This window comes from Streptomyces torulosus (genome assembly GCF_001419765.1).
Lineage (GTDB): Bacteria > Actinomycetota > Actinomycetes > Streptomycetales > Streptomycetaceae > Streptomyces > Streptomyces torulosus.
The window spans coordinates 1-16,805 of sequence record NZ_LIRK01000137.1 but is presented as its reverse complement, the minus strand read 5'-3'; the positions used below and the strand labels follow the sequence as shown (position 1 = coordinate 16,805).

10 protein-coding genes and 1 pseudogene are annotated in these 16,805 nt (G+C 72.0%); 5 read left to right on the top strand and 6 right to left on the bottom strand.

Annotation, left to right across the window (positions count from 1 at the left end; genetic code table 11):
• Positions 1 to 304: 304 nt before the first annotated feature.
• A pseudogene (locus AOK23_RS10485) lies at positions 305 to 1,336 on the bottom strand (glycoside hydrolase family 10 protein); the annotation flags it as partial.
• Between the two features lie 49 nt (positions 1,337 to 1,385).
• Positions 1,386 to 3,017 (bottom strand): glycoside hydrolase family 43 protein, encoded by a 1,632-nt coding sequence (locus tag AOK23_RS10480; RefSeq protein ID WP_107102763.1) that lies wholly within the window; start codon positions 3,015 to 3,017, stop codon positions 1,386 to 1,388.
• A 558-nt stretch (positions 3,018 to 3,575) separates the two neighbouring features.
• On the opposite strand from AOK23_RS10480, the gene AOK23_RS10475 reads away from it, so the two are divergent.
• Positions 3,576 to 4,526 (top strand): CE1 family esterase, encoded by a 951-nt coding sequence (locus tag AOK23_RS10475; RefSeq protein ID WP_420823698.1) that lies wholly within the window; start codon positions 3,576 to 3,578, stop codon positions 4,524 to 4,526.
• 97 nt (positions 4,527 to 4,623) lie between these two features.
• On the opposite strand, the gene AOK23_RS10470 is transcribed toward AOK23_RS10475, so the two are convergent.
• Together AOK23_RS10470 and AOK23_RS10465 are read right to left on the bottom strand one after the other, a co-directional pair.
• A complete protein-coding gene (locus AOK23_RS10470; protein WP_055712467.1) occupies positions 4,624 to 5,748 on the bottom strand; it encodes a GH12 family glycosyl hydrolase domain-containing protein in 1,125 nt (374 codons plus the stop codon).
• A gap of 169 nt (positions 5,749 to 5,917) precedes the next feature.
• A complete protein-coding gene (locus AOK23_RS10465; protein WP_055712466.1) occupies positions 5,918 to 7,543 on the bottom strand; it encodes a PucR family transcriptional regulator in 1,626 nt (541 codons plus the stop codon).
• A gap of 246 nt (positions 7,544 to 7,789) precedes the next feature.
• Here AOK23_RS10465 and AOK23_RS10460 point away from each other — a divergent pair, with 246 nt between their 5' ends.
• Genes AOK23_RS10460 through AOK23_RS10450 form a run of 3 tightly spaced genes read left to right on the top strand, consistent with a single transcriptional unit; the run spans position 7,790 to position 13,415 of the window.
• Positions 7,790 to 9,058, top strand: a complete 1,269-nt coding sequence (locus AOK23_RS10460) for an aspartate aminotransferase family protein (protein ID WP_055712465.1) — start codon at positions 7,790 to 7,792, stop codon at positions 9,056 to 9,058.
• A complete protein-coding gene (locus AOK23_RS10455) occupies positions 9,055 to 11,979 on the top strand; it encodes an FAD-binding and (Fe-S)-binding domain-containing protein (protein WP_055712464.1) in 2,925 nt (974 codons plus the stop codon). Before AOK23_RS10460 ends, AOK23_RS10455 begins: the two co-directional genes overlap by 4 nt.
• Positions 11,976 to 13,415, top strand: a complete 1,440-nt coding sequence (locus AOK23_RS10450; RefSeq protein WP_055712463.1) for an NAD-dependent succinate-semialdehyde dehydrogenase — start codon at positions 11,976 to 11,978, stop codon at positions 13,413 to 13,415. The genes AOK23_RS10455 and AOK23_RS10450 overlap by 4 nt, the downstream gene beginning before the upstream one ends.
• 43 nt (positions 13,416 to 13,458) lie before the next feature.
• Here AOK23_RS10450 and AOK23_RS10445 read toward each other — a convergent pair whose 3' ends face one another.
• A complete protein-coding gene (locus tag AOK23_RS10445; RefSeq protein WP_055712483.1) occupies positions 13,459 to 14,202 on the bottom strand; it encodes an IclR family transcriptional regulator in 744 nt (247 codons plus the stop codon).
• A gap of 281 nt (positions 14,203 to 14,483) precedes the next feature.
• Entirely contained in the window at positions 14,484 to 15,230 is a 747-nt protein-coding gene (locus tag AOK23_RS10440; protein ID WP_055712462.1) for an IclR family transcriptional regulator, read from the bottom strand.
• Positions 15,231 to 15,512: 282 nt separating this feature from the next.
• Here AOK23_RS10440 and solA point away from each other — a divergent pair, with 282 nt between their 5' ends.
• A complete protein-coding gene (gene solA / locus AOK23_RS10435; RefSeq protein WP_055712461.1) occupies positions 15,513 to 16,649 on the top strand; it encodes an N-methyl-L-tryptophan oxidase in 1,137 nt (378 codons plus the stop codon).
• Positions 16,650 to 16,805: the final 156 nt, after the last annotated feature.

The window sequence follows — 16,805 nt, the reverse complement described above, 5'->3', positions numbered from 1 at the left end:
GACGGCGGGCCGCCGGCGCGATGGGATGGGCCATGCCGCGCACACGAGGCGGCCGGAACACGGAAGGTCCCCCCACACCGCCGGCGTGAAGCGGCGGAGGACACCGACCCCTGAGCGGACGTCCTCCTGACGCCGGCGGGCGCCCCTCCGCCGCCCCCGGGCGGAGGGGCCTTCCCCCGTTCCACGGGCCGACCACGACGGACGGGCCCCCGGCGAACCACGCCGGGGGCCCGCAGCCGTCAGCATCCGGCGTCTGCGCACCGGAGTCGGTCCCGTGCGCACCGGCGGCCGGCCCCTGAGGTCAGGGCGTGCCGCCCATAGTGGTGAGCGTGGACCGGTACGCCTGCTTCTTGTTGCCGCCGCGGTCGAACAGCAGCGGGTTCTCGCCACTGCGCCACGAGTCGCTGTCGCGGATGCCCCACACCGTGATGCCGGTGCAGCGCGACACGTTCAGACAGGCCCTGACCGTGTTGGCGTACGCGTTCGCCGGGGCCTGCGCGATGTCCAGCTCGGTGATCTGCACGTCCACCCCGAGAGCGGCGAAGCTCGACAGCGTCGTCTGGAAGCTGCCGGGAGGGCCGCCGGCACCGAAGTGGGACTGGAGACCCACGCAGTCGATGGGCACGCCGCGCGCCTTGAAGTCGCGCACCATGCGATAGACGCCCTGCGTCTTCGCGGCGTTCCAGTCCTCGATGTTGTAGTCGTTGTAGCAGAGCTTGGCCGACGGGTCGGCGGACCGGGCCGTGCGGAACGCCTCCTCGATGAAGCCGGTGCCCAGCACGTCACGGAAGACCGAGCTGCGCATCTGGCCGCTGCCGCCGTCGGCGAAGGCCTCGTTGACCACGTCCCAGGAGTGGATGCGGCCCTTGTAGCGGCCCGCCACGGTGGTGATGTGGTTGTTCATCACGCTGCGCAGCGTGTTGGCGTCCCTGATGGAGTTGACCCAGCCGGGCAGCTGGGAGTGCCACACGAGGGTGTGACCGCGGACCTTCTGGCCGCGGGACGCCGCGCGGTTCACGATCTGGTCGGCGGAGCCGAAGGTGAACTGGCCGCGGTTGCGCTCGGTCGCGTCCCACTTCATCTCGTTCTCGGGGGTGACCTGGTTGAACTCGCGGTCCAGGATGCCGGTGTACTGGCCGTCGCCGAGCCGGCCCGCGGCCACGGCGGTGCCGAAGTACCGTCCGGACTGGGCCGCCTGGGCGCCCAGCGTGCTGGCCCTCGGCGCGTCCGGGGCGCGGTCCGCGCCGTTCGCGATGCCGGGCGTCACCAGGGACACGACGGCTGCCAGGCCCAGGACCGACGCGCGGCGTCGGCCGAGCCGTTTCGACGGGTTCATGGTTCTCCTCGTACGGTCGGATGCGGGTGATGGTGATGCGGGTGCGACCTCAGGGCATGGACAGCTCGAACCGCGTGACGCGGACCGCGCCGCCCAGCGCCTGCGTGGCGTGGTTGAAGAGGGCGAACCGGTAGCCCATGAAGAAGCGCCAGTCGTTGCCCATCGAGAAGGCGGGACCGAGGCGGGTGAAGGTGACGCCGTCGGTGCTGTAGGAGAAGGTGGCGGGCCGGGGCGCTCCGGGACGGATGTCGGCGGTGGCCCGCAGCCAGACGCGACCGCCGGGCGCGTTCGCGCTCGCCCGCTCCACACCCGTGCCGGTGGTGTTCCAACTGCTGTTCATCGTCAGCCCGTCCACCATCACCAGCCGGGTCACGCCGCCGTCCCGCTTGAGCCCGATCCATGCGGAGGAGTCCCGCAGCAGCGCGAGTCCGGCCCGGTCGCCGTCCCGCATCGTCGAGTGGTCGAGCTGGACCGTGGCGGTGGAGGTCGGTCCCTGGATGCGGTGCGTGAGCGTGTTGCGGGCCCAGTACAGGTCGTTGGTGACCGTCGCCGTCCGCAGGGTGAGGCCGTTGTTCACCGACCACTTGGTGTTGTCGGGGTTGTGGTTCCACTCCCACTTCGGCTTGAGGGTCGTCCCGTCGAAGGTGTCCACGCCGATCATCGGGGTGACCTGGCGGGGCGGGGCGGGCACCACGGGGGCGGGGTACGAGGTGCCCCACGCGCCGTTCACCAACTGCACCACGGGCCAGCCGTCCGAGGTCCAGGTGATGGGCGCCAGGGCCGGTACCCGGCCGCCCGGATAGGCGTCCACGAACGCCAGGTAGTACCAGGCGCCGTTCTGCGTCTGCACCAGCCCGCCCTGGTGCGGGACGCCGCCGCCGGGGATCGGCCCCCGCAGGTCGAGGAGGACCTGGCGCATGGCGTACGGACCGAAGGGGCCGCTGGACGACTTGAGGATGTACTGCCCGTTCGCGGGGCGGGTCAGGAAGATGTAGTACTGCCCGTTGATCTTGTAGAAGCGGGAGCCCTCCAGGGTGCCGACGCTCGACGGGGTCGTGAACACCTGCTGGTTACGGACCTGGGTGCGCCCGTCGGGCGACAGCTGCGCCACGCTGATCGTGGTGTTGCCGTACGCCACGTACAAGGTGTCGTCGGTGTCGACGAGCAGCCCGGCGTCGTAGTAGGGCGTGTTGATCGTGGTGAGCCTGCTCCAGGGCCCCTCGGCGGCGGTGGCCGTGTAGATGTACGTCCTGGCGAAGTCGATCTGGCCGAGCCAGTAGAAGGTGCCGTTGCTCGGCCGGTGGGCCAGCGACGACGCCCAGATCCCGCGGACGTACCCGCGGCCGCCGTTCAGGTCGTACTTGGCGCCGAAGTCGAGGCTCGGCACCGAGTGGCCGGCGATCTCCCAGTTCACCAGGTCGTACGAGCGCAGGACGGGGGCGCCCGGCGAGTAGTGCATCGTCGAGGCCGAGGCGTAGTACGTGGTGCCGACGCGGATGACGTCGATGTCGGCGAAGTCCTGCCAGACGACCGGGTTGGTGAAGTTCGCCGCGGCGCTGTCCGGCCCCTCGGCGGCGATGCCGCGGGCCGCCGCCGTCAGAGGGAGGAAGGCGCCCGACGCCAGTCCCGCGGCCGCGGTCAGCGCTCGACGACGGCCCCACTGGTGACGAGGGCATGACATATCCATGTCGGTCTCCTTGTGTGGCCGGGCCGTCGGGGGCTGCGGGCGAACCGCCGGCGGCCGGGCGGTGGGGGGCTGCTGCCGGAGCGCGGTGCGGGTGCGGCGATGTGCGCGTGCGTGGGGGTGCTCTGTCACTTCTCGCGGTGTGCGGCGTCAGGGAGGTCATCCCGTTCGCCATCTCGGACACCAGCCGACTCATCGAGCACTTTGGATGATAGGAGCACGATGAACCGAGTCAATACCCCTCGCATGATTCGCCCTTGAACTCGAAATCTTTCGCTTGATGGGGGGCTGAAATCGAGCGGAAGGGGCGTGAGATGCGTCGGTCGAGAGGTGTTGACATGTGGTGCTGCCTCTCTATGCTCCCGGACTACCACCGGGCGGCCGATGTGGTTCGATCGTGAACAAGCTCGAATCTTGCGCCCGTTCATTAATGTCAGGTGCACGATATTCATAGGTCCGTGACCGCTTCGGCGGTGAGGCGCTCACGAACGCGCGCGGTGCCCGCATCGGCCCCGCTCTCCCCGCACAGCCGTATTCCGAGACAGAGGGAGTCGCATGATCACGAGGACAAGGAACCTCTTACGGCCCGCCATGGTCGCGGTCCTGCTCGTCCTGACCATGGCAGGCACGGCCCTGACCGGCGGCCCCGGCGCGGGCGCCGCGGTCGCGGCCTCCGACCCCGCCGCCGCACCCGCCCGAGAGGCCGCCGGGAGCCCCGGCTGTGGCAAGGCGCCCGGTCTGGCCAGCGGTACCCACACGATCCAGAGCAGTGGCAAGAACCGGAACTTCATCCTGCGGGTCCCGGACGGCTACGACCGCAACCGCGCCTACCGGCTGGTCTTCGGCTTCCACTGGCTGGGCGGCACCTCCAACGACGTCGCCACGGGCCGCACCGTGGAGACCGGCACCTGGGCGTACTACGGGCTCCAGCGGCTGGCGAACAACAGCACGATCTTCGTCGCGCCGCAGGGCCTCAACAACGGCTGGGCCAACTCCGGCGGCGAGGACATCACCCTCGTCGACGACATGCTCAGGCGGATCGAAGGGGCCCTGTGCGTCGAGACGACGCAGCGCTTCGCCCTCGGCTTCAGCTACGGCGGCGCCATGTCCTACTCGATCGCGTGCTCCCGTGCGAACGTCTTCCGCGCGGTCGCCGTCCAGAGCGGCGGCGTCCTCAGCGGATGCAACGGCGGCGGCCAGCGCATCGCCTACCTCGGTGTGCACGGCCTCAGGGACAGCGTCCTGAACATCTCCGGCGGACGGTCGATGCGGGACAGGTTCGTCAGGAACAACGGCTGCGCCGCCCAGAACCCGCCCGAGCCGGCGCAGGGCAGCCTCCAGCACCGGGTCACCACCTACTCGGGATGCGCGGCCGGGTACCCGGTCGCCTGGGCCGCCTTCGACGAGGGGCACATCGCCGCGCCGCAGGACGGACGCGGCGGTGACAGCGGCTCCCGGACCTGGCTGCCGGGCGAGATCTGGAAGTTCTTCACCCAGTTCGGTTAGACCACGGCGCCCTGACCCGGGCGGGCCGGTCACGGGGGACCGGCCGACCGCGACCGGCCGGCGCCGGACGCCGTACGAGCGTCCGGCGCCGGTCGCGTCAGGCTCTGGTGCAGGCCGTGCCGTTCAGACTGAACGCGCCCGGCGAGGCGAAGGCGCCGCTGTAGGTGCCCTGGAAGCCGAACGTCTGACTGCCGCCGGGGGAGATGCTCGCGTTGTGCGCCAGGCCGCTCGCCGTGACGGAACCCGACGACGGGGACACGGACGCGCTCCAGGCTCCGGTGATCTGCTGACCGGAGGGCAGGGTGAAGGCGAGCCGCCAGCCGTCGACGGGCGACGAACCGGTGTTGGAGACGGTGACGTTCGCGGTGAACCCGCCCTGCCACACGTTCGTGGCGTACGACACCGCGCACCCGGAGCCGCCACCCGGACCGCCGGGCCCGCCGCCCGTCTCGACAGTGGAGGAGAAGGAGTTCACGGACAGCCCCGTGCCGTTCTGCCAGGGCTCGAAACCGGCCTGAACACTCGTCAGATACCAGTTGTTCTGCGCCATTCCGCGGGACACGGCCTGCCGGACGAAGTCCATCACGTCGAAGCTCCAACTGCCGATGGCTGAGGGGGCGACGAAGGACAGCACGTCGTTGGAGCCGTTGCCGCCCTGCCACACCTGCCAGCTGCGCCCGCCCACGGTGGCGGTGCCGACCTGCGAGCCGATGGGCTGGATGGGGCCCACCTTGTTGAGCCAGATCATGATCTCGGTCCGGTTCACCCCGTCGGTACGGGGCGTCGGGTCCAGCCAGATGTCGTACGAGGCGTTGTAGACCGCGTCGCCGACGTACCCGTACGAGATGCTGCTCGGCGCGCTCGAGATGCGGGAGAGCTGTGCGGGCAGGTTCGTCCCCGGCGAGCAGTTGGTGTAGTGGCAGCCGTTGAACACGGAGGGGTACGACTTCGGCGCGCCGTTCGTCGGGACCGAACCGTCGGCCCGGCTGACCCGGAAACCGGAGCCCGTGGTGGTGACGCACTGGGGCTCGTTGGTGCCCCAGCGGTTGTTCTGGACGACGTACCGGCCCTGGATGACGGCCGAGCCGAACTGTTCGCACACCGTCGTGTCGGCCTGGGCCTGCGGTGTGGCGGCGAAGAGCGCCGCGACGGTGACGAGCGCGGTGACGAACGCGCCCAACGGGCCGCGCAGGAAGCGCGGAAGACGTGGTGACGGTCGCATGGGGGACCTCTTTCGGAGGTACGGCCGGGAAGGTGGGGTCGCGCGGGCGCTCCGGGCATCCCCCGTGATGGGAGCGCTCCCATTTCCTGTTCCGCTGTGGACTGTAGGAGCGCGGCCATGCCCCTGACAACCCTGGTGCAGTGGGTGAGTACGGGCGAGTCGTCCCGCGTCACCGGGCCCGCAGCGCGTCGAGCGCGGCGAGGGCCACATGGAGTTCGGTGCGCTCCTCCCCGGATTCGAGGTCACGGCCTAGGAGTCGCTCGATGGTGCGCAGACGCTGGTACATGGTCTCGCGGGCGAGGCCGCCCCGGCGTGCGGCGGTCGTCTTGTTGCCGGCGGCGTCGAGGTAGTGGCGCAGCGTCGTCAGCAGGTCGGAGCCGTGCTGGGTGTCGTGCTCGATGAGCCGGCCGAGCTGCCGCTCGGTGTACTCCTGGATCCGGGTGTCCTCACGCAGGGCGTACAGCAGGCGCCGCAGACCGATGTCGGACAGCTCGTGGAAGGAGCGGCCCTCGGGCAGGGGCAGGCCGCCGGGGGTGGCCTCGGCGACACGGGCCGCCTCCCGGAAGGAACGGGCGGTGTCGGCCAGGTCCATGACCTCGGAACCGACACTCACGACCGGCCGGGGCTCCACGCCCGGCACGGCGCCGCACAACTGCTCGACGACCGGCCGCCAGGGCTGGGCCGGACGCAGGGCCAGCAGGACGCCGACACGGCCGGGGGCCAGCTCACCGACGAGCCCCGCGACACCGGTCGCGTGCAACCCCTGGAGCAGTCGGGCCTCGGCCTCCTGGCCCCCGCCGCCCGCCGGAAGGTCCACGAGGACCGCGACGAAGCGGCTCCGGTCGGCGGGCAGCCCGAGCGCGGCACAGCGGGCGCGGGCGTCCTCCGCCGAGCGGTGGCGATGTTCGACCAGGTCGCGCAGGGCGTTGCGATGGGCGGTGTGCTCCCAGGGGGTGGGGTGGATGAGCCGGGCCACGGTCAGGGCCATGGCGGTCCGCTCCAGCACGGTGCGGTCCTCCGGCCCGAAGGCCGACCCGTCCGGCCCGGCAGGGAGCATCGCCACCCGCCCCCAGCGCTCCCCCTGATACGCGACGGGCGCCGTGAGCCAGCCCTCCGGTCCCTGGACCACCGTCCCCTCGCCCGTCCCGGTGGCCCGGGAGCGGTGTTCCCAGCCGGTGAGCGCCTCCTCGACGGTGCCGCCGGACGGCTCGCAGATCAGCGCCTGGTGCACCAGGTTCTCCAGGACGACCGTACGGCCGCTCATCTCCGCCGCCGCACGCACCACGTCCTCCGGCCCGGCCCCGCGCAGGGTGAGAGCGGTGAACGCCTCATGGACACGCTGGGTGCGCCGCATCGCGTCCGCCTGGTTGCCGAGCAGCAGGGCGTGCACGACCTGGGTGACCTCCAGGAAGTTGACGTCCTTGGCCAGGGTGACGAGGGGCAGGCCCCGGACACGGCACGCGTCGACCAGCGCGTCCGGCGGCCGGTGGTAGCGGCGCACGAGTTCGATGACCAGCGCCGCGGCCCCGACGTCGGCGAGTTCGTCGACGTACCGGCGCACACCGGCCGTGTCCTGCGGCAGCGGCATCCCGGTCGTGAGGACGAGTTCGCCCCCCTTCAGGAAGGACGCGGGATCGGTCAGCTCCGTGATGTGGACCCAGCGGATCGGCCGGTCCAGCCCCGCCTCACCGGTCACGACCAGCGGCTTCCCGGCGGCCAGCACGGGCAGGGCCAGCGCATCGGCGACGGTGAGCGGACGGGCAGGCCCCTGAGCGGCCGGATGGGTGTCGTTCACGGTGCCTCCAGGGGGTGCCCCGCTCGCACCGGGCCGTGCCCGCGGGGAGTGCCCGGCCACTGTGGCAAGCGTCGCTGACCTGCGCAAGAGAGGTCCCGGAGGCAAACAAACGGCGCCGCCCCGATGGCGCTGACACAACGTCCGGATGTCGCCTCCCGTCCGGACACTTCGCGCGTTGGCGCCGCCCCGGCCCCCCGAGATGCTCGAAGGGCCGCAGCAGACCGAGATCGAGGCCGGGAGACGAACATGACCGCACTGTCGCCGCACCTTCGCCAGGCCACGCCCGTGGTGGCGACCCGGGGCGAGGGCGTCCACCTCTACGGCGAGGACGGCCGCCGCTACCTCGACTTCACCGCCGGCATCGGCGTCACCAGCACCGGGCACTGCCACCCCAAGGTCGTGGCGGCCGCCCAGGAACAGGTGGCCACCCTCGTCCACGGCCAGTACACGACGGTGATGCACCAGCCCCTGCGGCAGCTCGTCGAGAAGCTCGGGGACGTGCTCCCGACCGGCCTCGACAGCCTCTTCTTCACCAACTCCGGCAGCGAGGCCGTGGAGGCCGCCCTGCGCCTGGCCCGCCAGGCCACCGGCCGCCCCAATATCGTCGTCTGCCACGGCGGTTTCCATGGCCGCACCGTCGCCGCCGCCTCCATGACCACCTCCGGCACCCGCTTCCGGTCCGGATTCTCCCCGCTGATGAGCGGCGTGGTCGTCACCCCCTTCCCGGCGGCCCACCGCTACGGCTGGGACGAGGACACCGCGACCCGCTTCGCCCTCCAGGAACTGGACTACACGCTCCAGACGATCTCCTCGCCCGCCGACACCGCCGCGATCATCGTCGAGCCGGTGCTCGGCGAGGGCGGCTACGTGCCCGCCACCCGCGCCTTCCTCGAAGGGCTGCGGGAACGCGCCGACCGGCACGGCTTCCTGCTCATCCTCGACGAGGTGCAGACCGGCGTCGGCCGCACCGGCCGCTTCTGGGGCCATGATCACTTCGGCGTCACCCCCGACATCCTCGTCACCGCCAAGGGCCTGGCCAGCGGCTTCCCCCTGTCGGGCATCGCCGCCCCCGAGGCGCTGATGGCGAAGGCCTGGCCGGGCTCGCAGGGCGGCACGTACGGCGCCAACGCCGTCGCCTGCGCCGCGGCCTGCGCCACCCTCGACGTCGTCCGCGACGAGCGGCTCGTCGAGAACGCCGAGGCCATGGGCAAGCGGCTGCGCCAGGGCCTGGAGGCGGTCGCCGACCGCACCCCCGGCATCAGCGACGTACGCGGCCTCGGACTGATGCTGGCCACCGAGTTCGTCACCGAGGACGGCGCCCCCGACCCCGAGACCGCCGCCCGCGTCCAGCGCGCCGCCATCGACGAGGGCCTGCTCCTGCTGCTGTGCGGTGCCTGGAACCAGGTCGTCCGCATGATCCCGGCCCTCGTCATCGACGAGACCGCGGTGGACGAGGGCCTCCAGGCCTGGGCGACGGCCGTGGAAGCAGGCACATCCGGAGCGGCGGAGCGATGACGGACACCACCACGGCCCCGGAGCAGTCGGCGCGCACCACCCCCGCCCTGGACCGGCTGGTCGCGCTGCTCACCGGGACGGCGCCCGGCCTGCGGGTGGAGACCGGACCCGGCTCCACCGGCCCCTACGCCTACGACGCCTCCAACTACCGGGTCCCCCCGCGGGCCGTGGTGTTCCCCCGCAGCGCCGACGACGTCGTCGCGGTGCTGCGCGCCTGCCGGGAGACCGGAATCCCGGTCACCGCCCGCGGCGGCGGCACCAGCATGGCGGGCAACGCCATCGGCCCCGGCGTGGTCCTGGACTTCTCCCGGCACATGAACCGGATCCTCGACATCGACCCGATCGCGCGCACCGCACGGGTCGAGGCCGGCGTCGTCCTCGACACGCTGCGCAGCGCCACCGCCCTCCAAGGCCTGACCTTCGGCCCCGACCCGTCCTCGCACAGCCGCTGCACCCTCGGCGGCATGATCGGCAACGACGCGTGCGGAAACCGGTCGGTGCGCCACGGCCGGACCAGCAGCCACATCGAGGCCCTGGAGTTCGTGACGGCCGACGGCGTGCGGGTCGTCGCCGACCACCAGGGCCTGCGCGCGGCGGACCCGGACGACACGGCCGCGGTCCGGCGTGTCGCCCGCCTCCGCACCGACGTACGCGCCCTGATCGACGCAAACCTGGCGCCGATCCGCACCGAACTGGGCCGCGTCCCGCGCCATGTGTCCGGATACCAGCTGCACCACCTGCTGCCCGAGCACGGCTTCGACATGGCCCGTGCCCTGGTCGGCACCGAAGGCTCCTGTGCGGTCGTCACCGCCGCGACGGTCCGCCTGGTGGCGACCGCACAGGCCTCCACGCTCCTCACCCTCGGCTACGACGACGTGGTCGACGCCGCCGAGGACGTGCCCGAGATCCTGCGCTGGAACCCCACCGCCGTCGAGGGCATGGACGAGGCGATCGTCGCCACCATGCGCGCCCGCCGCGGCCCGGACTCCGTGACCGGACTGCCCGAGGGACGGGCCTGGCTGTACGTCGAACTCGACGGCGACGACCAGGCGGCGGTCGACGCCCGCGCCGCCGAACTGCTCGACGTGCTCAGGGCCCAGGGCCGGATGACCGGCGGACGCGTCGTGCGGAGCCCGCGGGAGCGGCGCTCGCTGTGGCGGGTCCGCGAGGACGGCGCCGGGCTCGCCGCCCGGCTCGTCGACGGCGGGGAGTCCTGGCCCGGCTGGGAGGACGCGGCCGTCGCCCCGGAGAACCTCGCCGCCTATCTGCGGGACTTCCGCAAGCTGCTGGCCACCCACGGGCTCACCGGGGTGCTCTACGGCCACTTCGGCGCCGGCTGCGTCCACGTCCGCATCGACTTCGACCTCGCCACCGACCCCGGCCGGGCCGCCGCGCGCCGCTTCCTCGGCGAGGCGGCGACCCTCGTGGTCTCCCACGGCGGCTCCCTGTCCGGTGAGCACGGCGACGGACGGGCGCGCGGTGAACTGCTGGAGGTCATGTACAGCCACCGCATGATCCGGGCGTTCGCCGCGTTCAAGGAGATCTTCGACCCCGAGGGGCTGCTCAACCCCGGTGTCATCGTGGACCCGGCCCCCCTCGACGCCGACCTCGCCCTGCACACCCCGGCCGAGGTGGTGCCCGTCGACACCCTCTTCACCTTCCCGCACGACGAGGACGGCTTCGCGGGCGCGGTCCGCCGCTGTGTCGGCGTCGGCCGCTGCCGCAGCGACGCGGGTGGAGTGATGTGCCCCAGCTACCGGGCGACGGGGGAGGAGAGCGACTCCACGCGGGGCCGGGCCCGGCTGCTCCAGGAGATGGTGCGCGGCGGGACCGTCGAGGACGGCTGGCGCTCCACCGAGGTGCGCGACGCCCTCGACCTGTGCCTGTCCTGCAAGGCGTGTTCCAGCGACTGCCCGGTGGGCGTCGACATGGCCACGTACAAGGCGGAGTTCCTGCACCACCACTACAAGGGCAGGTTCAGGCCCCGCTCCCACTACTCGCTGGGGTGGCTGCCGCTGACCTCGGCCCTCGCCGGCTACGCCGCCCGCCCGCTGAACGCGCTGCTGCGCGGCCCGGTCGGCAGGCTGCTCGCCCGCCTCGGCGGGGTGACGGTGAGACGCCGCATCCCGGCCTTCGCCTCCCGGCGCGCGCTGCGGCGGGTTCTGCGGAGGGCGCGGACCGGTGAACCGGCGAAGACGCTGCTCTTCGTCGACAGCTTCACCCGGGCCTTCCGGCCCGAGGTCGCCGGGGCCGCGAGCCGAGTGCTGGCCGACGCGGGCATCCCCTGCACGGCGGAGGAGGGCCTGTGCTGCGGCCTGACCTGGGTCAGCACCGGACAGCTGTCCGTCGCCCGCCGCGTCATGGCCCGTACGGTCGCCCGCCTCGACAACGGTGACGACCGCCCCGTCGTCGTCGCCGAACCCAGCTGTGCCGCCGCCCTCAAGCGCGACGTGCCCGAGCTGCTCGGCACCGACGCCGCCCGGCGGGTCGCGGCCCGCGTCCACACCCTCACCGGAGCGCTGACCGAGCTCGCCGAGCCCGGCTGGACGCCACCGGAGCTGCCGGAGAACGTCGTCCTGCAGACCCACTGCCACGAGTACGCCACCTTCAAGGGCCACCACCCCCGCGATCTGCTCGGCCGCCTCGGTGTGCGGAAGGTCGACGAGGCGGAGGGCTGCTGCGGACTCGCCGGCAACTTCGGCTTCGAGGCCGACCACTACGACACCTCGATGGCCGTCGCCGACCTCGCCCTGAAGCCGCGCCTCGACGCCGTCGACGCCGGGGGACCGGCCGTGGTCGTCGCCGACGGCTTCAGCTGCGCCACCCAGATCGACCACCTCGCCGGTGACCGGGGCGTCCGCGCCCTGCACCTCGCGGAACTGCTCGACCCCGCCGCCGATCAACCTGGAGGAACCCCATGACCGACACACCCACACAGTTGTTCATCGGCGGCGCCTGGGTCGACGCCGCCGACGGCGCCACCATGGCCGTCGACGACCCCGCGACCGGCGAGATCCTCTGCCATGTCGCCGACGCGGGCCCCAAGGACGCGCAGCGCGCCGAGGACGCGGCCGTCGCCGCGCAGGAGAAGTGGGCCCGTACGGCACCCCGGGCCCGCAGCGAGATCCTGCGCCGGGCCTACGAGATCATCGTCGAGCGCACCGACGAGCTGGCCCATCTGATGACCGCCGAGATGGGCAAGCCGCTCGCCGAGGCCAGGGGAGAGGTCGCGTACGCCGCCGAGTTCTTCCGCTGGTTCTCCGAGGAGGCCGTCCGGATCGACGGCGGCCACGGCATCCTGCCCGACGGCCGCAACCGGATGCTGCTCTCCCGCCGCCCGGTGGGCCCCTGTCTGCTGATCACCCCGTGGAACTTCCCGCTGGCCATGGGCACCCGCAAGATCGGCCCGGCGATCGCCGCGGGCTGCACGATGGTGCTCAAGCCGGCCCCCCAGACCCCGCTCTCCAGCCTCGCCCTCGCCGCCATCCTCAAGGAGGCCGGGCTGCCCGACGGCGTGCTGAACGTCGTCACCACCTCCCGTGCGGGGGAGGTGTGCGAACCGCTCCTGCGCGGCGGGCGGATTCGCAAGCTGTCCTTCACCGGCTCCACGGGCGTCGGCCGCCTGCTGCTCGCCCAGAGCGCGGACGCGGTGGTGCGCACGTCCATGGAACTGGGCGGGAACGCGCCGTTCATCGTGTTCGAGGACGCGGACCTGGACAAGGCCGTGGACGGCGCGATGGTCGCCAAGATGCGCAACATGGGCGAGGCGTGCACCGCCGCCAACCGCTTCTTCGTGCACACCTCCGTGGTGGAGGAGTTCGGGCGGCGGCTGGCCGAGCGCATGGGCGCGCTGGTCGTGGGCCCCGGTACGCGCGACGGTGTCGACGTCGGCCCGCTGATCGACCGCAACGGTCGGGGCAAGGTCGAGGAACTGGTCGCCGACGCGGTCGAGCGCGGTGCCCGGGTGCTGGTCGGCGGCCGTACCCCGGAGGGTCCGGGCTGCTTCTACCCGCCGACGGTGCTCACCGGCGTCGATCCCGGCAGCCGTCTGATGGACACCGAGATCTTCGGCCCGGTCGCGGCGATCCTCACCTTCGACGACGAGGACGAGGTGGTCCGCCGGGCCAACGACACCCCGTGGGGGCTCGTCGGCTATGTCTTCACCGAGGGCCTGGACCGCGCCCTGCGCGTCAGCGAGCGCCTGGAGGTCGGCATGGTCGGCCTCAACACCGGTCTCGTGTCCAACCCGGCGGCGCCCTTCGGCGGCGTCAAGCAGTCGGGGCTCGGCCGTGAGGGCGGCAGGGTCGGCATCGACGAGTTCCTGGAGTACCAGTACCTCGCGGTGCCTGTCGGATGACGGTGGCGGCCGGGACCCGGTGGTCCCGGCCGCGTACGGCTCCTCAGCGCAGATGGCGGGCGGTGATCTCCGCCGCGGTGTCGGTCACCAGCCGTCCCAGCTCGGGTAGCCGGCCCGCGTCGAAGCGGGAGGTGGGCAGGGAGACGGCCAGGGCCGCCAGCGGGACGCCGTCACCGTCCAGAACGGGAGCGGCGATGGCACAGACACCCTGGAGGTACTGGTTGTGATTGACGGCGTATCCGCGGTCCTTCACGCGGCGCAGCTCCGCGCGCAGTTCACCGGCGTCGGTGATGGTCTCCTCGCCGTACCCCTCGAACCCGCCCGTCGCGAACTCGTCGAATTCGGCCGCGGGCAGATGGGCGAGGACCGCGTGCCCGGCGGCCGTGGCGTGCAGTGGCGAGGTGTCGCCGATGGCGTGGAAGGTGCGTACGGCGTGGTCGCAGTCCACCCGGTCGACCACGACCATGCCCTGGAGGGCGTCGGGCACCGAGAGGTGGATGGTCTCGTTGAGCGTGTCTCGGAGCCGGATCATCGGGTCGCGGGCGGCGGCGAACAGGCTGGAGCCCTGGAGCGCCGCCGGTCGTACGGCGAGGACGCGTGCCCCGATCTCCCAGCGGGTGGTGTCCCTGCGGTGCGCGCGCAGCCAGCCGGCCTCGTTGAGAGTGAGCAGGGTGCGTTGCACGGTGGACTTCGGGAGCCCGAAGAGCTTCGTCAACTCCCCTACGGTGACGGGCTGGTGGCGGGCGACCGCCTCCAGGATGCGCAGCGACCTGGTGACGCTCTTCATCTCCATCCGATGCCCCCTCAGGTCGGTGAGGTCGTCCTGTTCATGTCGTGACCCCCTTTCGGGGTCCACACAAGATCGTGCCGGATTCTAGCATGGCGTTCCACAATATGGCACGCACAGCTCGTTGGCTGTCCGAAGTTCGGGTCGGCGCCGACGGGAGCGCGGGAATCCGGTGCCCTCGCGGCGATGGGCAGCGATGGCCCCGACCAGGCCATACCGTGCCGCGAGATGCGATCGCCCTGCGCCCGGTTCCCCCGACCGGGCGCAGGGCGGTGGCTGCGTCAGACGCCCAGGCGGCGCCGTGCGATCTCCGCGGTCGTCTCGGTGACGAGCTGGCCCCACTCGGGGGTCCGCTCGGCGTCGTAACGGGAGTCGGGCATGGAGATGGCCACGGAGGCCAGCGGAGTGCCGTCCTCGTCCAGGACGGGCGCGGCGATGGCGCAGACGCCGGGCCGGAACTGGTTGTCGTTGACCGCGTATCCCTCGGTGCGGATCCGGCCCAGGTCGGCGCGCAGTTCCGCGGGGTCGACCGGGGTCGTGTCACTGAAGCGCTCCAGGCCGCCCGCGAGGAGCTCCTCGACGTCCTGCTTGGGGAGGTGCGCGAGGATGGCGCGGCCCACGGCGGTCGCGTGCAGCGGCGAGAGGTCGCCGATCGCGTGGAAGGTGCGCACGGCGTGCGCGCAGTCGACACGGTCGACCACGACCATGCCGTCCAGCGCGTCGGGCACCGACAGGTGGATCGTCTCGTTCACCTGGTCCCGCAGGCGCACCATGGGCTCGCGGGCGGCGGCGAACAGGCTGGAGCCCTGTAGTGCCGCCGGTCGTACGGCGAGGACGCGCGCCCCGATCTCCCAGCGGGTCGTGTCCTTGCGGCTGGCCCGCAGCCAGCCGGCCTCGGCCAGAGTGACCAGCGTGCGCTGCACGGTGGACTTCGGCAGCCCGAAGATCTTCGTCAACTCCCCCACGGTCACCGGCTGATGCTGCGCGACGGCCTCCAGGATGCGCAGCGACCGAGTGACGCTCTTCATTTCCATCCGATTTCCCCCCGTTAATCCTCGGAATTTTCTGTGAACACCCTCTTGACTCCCCTTCGCGCCACTGTCATTGTCTGTGCCAGATTCTAGCACAGCGTTCCACATTGTGGCACGGCTCTCCAGGTGAAGTTCCGAGGACGAGCCGGAGCGACTCCGAGAAGCGGACGGATGCGGGCCGTGGGTCCAGGAGGACCAAGCCCCCGTCCAAACCCACTCGAATCGAACATCCTCGCGTCGAGGCCAGCATGCGCCTCGACGGTACGAAAGGAAAGTCCTGTGTCAGCTGCCAGGAAGCGGGTCGCCGTCGTCGGCGTCGGAACGATGGGCAGCCAGGCCGCCTGGCGGCTGGCCGCCCGCGGCGCCGAAGTCGTCGGATACGACCGGTACGCCCCCGGCCACGACCGCAGCGCCGCCGGCGGCGAGACCCGGATCTTCCGGAGCGCCCACTTCGAGGACTCCCGCTACGTCCCGCTCCTCAAGCAAGCCGACACCCTGTGGGAGCAGCTCCAGCAGGAAACCGGACGCGAACTGCGCCGTCTGACCGGATGCCTGCTGATGGGGCCGACCGAGCAGCAGCAGATGGCCACCGTCCTCCAGTCCATCGCCGAGCATGGCCTCGACCACGAGGTCCTGGACACCGAGGCCCTCGCCAAGCGGTTCCCGCAGTACCGGCTGGAGGACGGCGACGCGGCCGTGCTCGACCGCCGCGCCGGGCTCATCCGCCCCGAGCTGACCATCCAGACCGCCGCCCGCCGCGCCGAGCAGCTGGGCGCCGTCATCCACCGCTACACCACGGTCCGTGAGATCGTCCCCGTCGCGAACGGTGTCGAGATCCGCACCGACGCCGGCAGCGAGCGCTTCGACGCGGCCGTGGTCACCCCGGGCCCCTGGGTCAACGACCTGCTGCCGGACCTGCCGTGGGAGGTGGAGGTCCGCCGCCTGATCAGCGCCTGGTTCGTGCCCACCACCGACGCCTGGTTCGGCGAGGAGCGCCCCGCGTTCATCCGCACCGCGCCCACCCACTTCTACGGCCTGCCCTCCCCGGACGGAGTGTCGGTCAAGCTCGGCCTCTCCCAGGCCCTGCACAAGCTCGCGGGCGACCCGAACCAGCTGGACCGGACGGTGCGGCCGGAGGAGCTGGACATCTTCGCCGAGCTGATCGGCCGCTACGCGCCGGACCTGCACCCCGACCCGACGCGCCTGTCCGTCTTCATGGAGGGCTACACCAAGAGCAGCCGCCCGCTGGTCGGCCCGCTGCCCGGCGCCGAGAACGTCGTCCTCCTCGCCGGTTTCTCCGGCCACGGCTTCAAGCTCTCCCCAGCCTTCGGCGACATCGCCGCCGACCTGGCGCTGGACGGCTCCTCCGCCCAGCCCATCGACTTCATATCCACCGTCGACCGCGCCGCGGCCTGAGCTGGAACGAGGTAAGCCATGACTCTGACCATCGGTACGCTGCGGGCGGAGCCCGGCCGGAAGACCCGCGGGGTGCTGCCCGCCGACCTCGGCACCACGACGGTCGAAGTGCCCCTGATCCTCGTCAACGGTTCCCGTCCCGGGCCCCGGGTCGTG

Bases quoted from the DNA above. Each gene is read 5' to 3' on its own strand.
- AOK23_RS10480 (WP_107102763.1), bottom strand. From the start codon at position 3,017: ATGTCATGCCCTCGTCACCAGTGGGGCCGTCGTCGAGCGCTGACCGCG.
- AOK23_RS10475 (WP_420823698.1), top strand. From the start codon at position 3,576: ATGATCACGAGGACAAGGAACCTCTTACGGCCCGCCATGGTCGCGGTC.
- AOK23_RS10470 (WP_055712467.1), bottom strand. From the start codon at position 5,748: ATGCGACCGTCACCACGTCTTCCGCGCTTCCTGCGCGGCCCGTTGGGC.
- AOK23_RS10460 (WP_055712465.1), top strand. From the start codon at position 7,790: ATGACCGCACTGTCGCCGCACCTTCGCCAGGCCACGCCCGTGGTGGCG.
- AOK23_RS10455 (WP_055712464.1), top strand. From the start codon at position 9,055: ATGACGGACACCACCACGGCCCCGGAGCAGTCGGCGCGCACCACCCCC.
- AOK23_RS10450 (WP_055712463.1), top strand. From the start codon at position 11,976: ATGACCGACACACCCACACAGTTGTTCATCGGCGGCGCCTGGGTCGAC.
- AOK23_RS10445 (WP_055712483.1), bottom strand. From the start codon at position 14,202: ATGAAGAGCGTCACCAGGTCGCTGCGCATCCTGGAGGCGGTCGCCCGC.
- AOK23_RS10440 (WP_055712462.1), bottom strand. From the start codon at position 15,230: ATGAAGAGCGTCACTCGGTCGCTGCGCATCCTGGAGGCCGTCGCGCAG.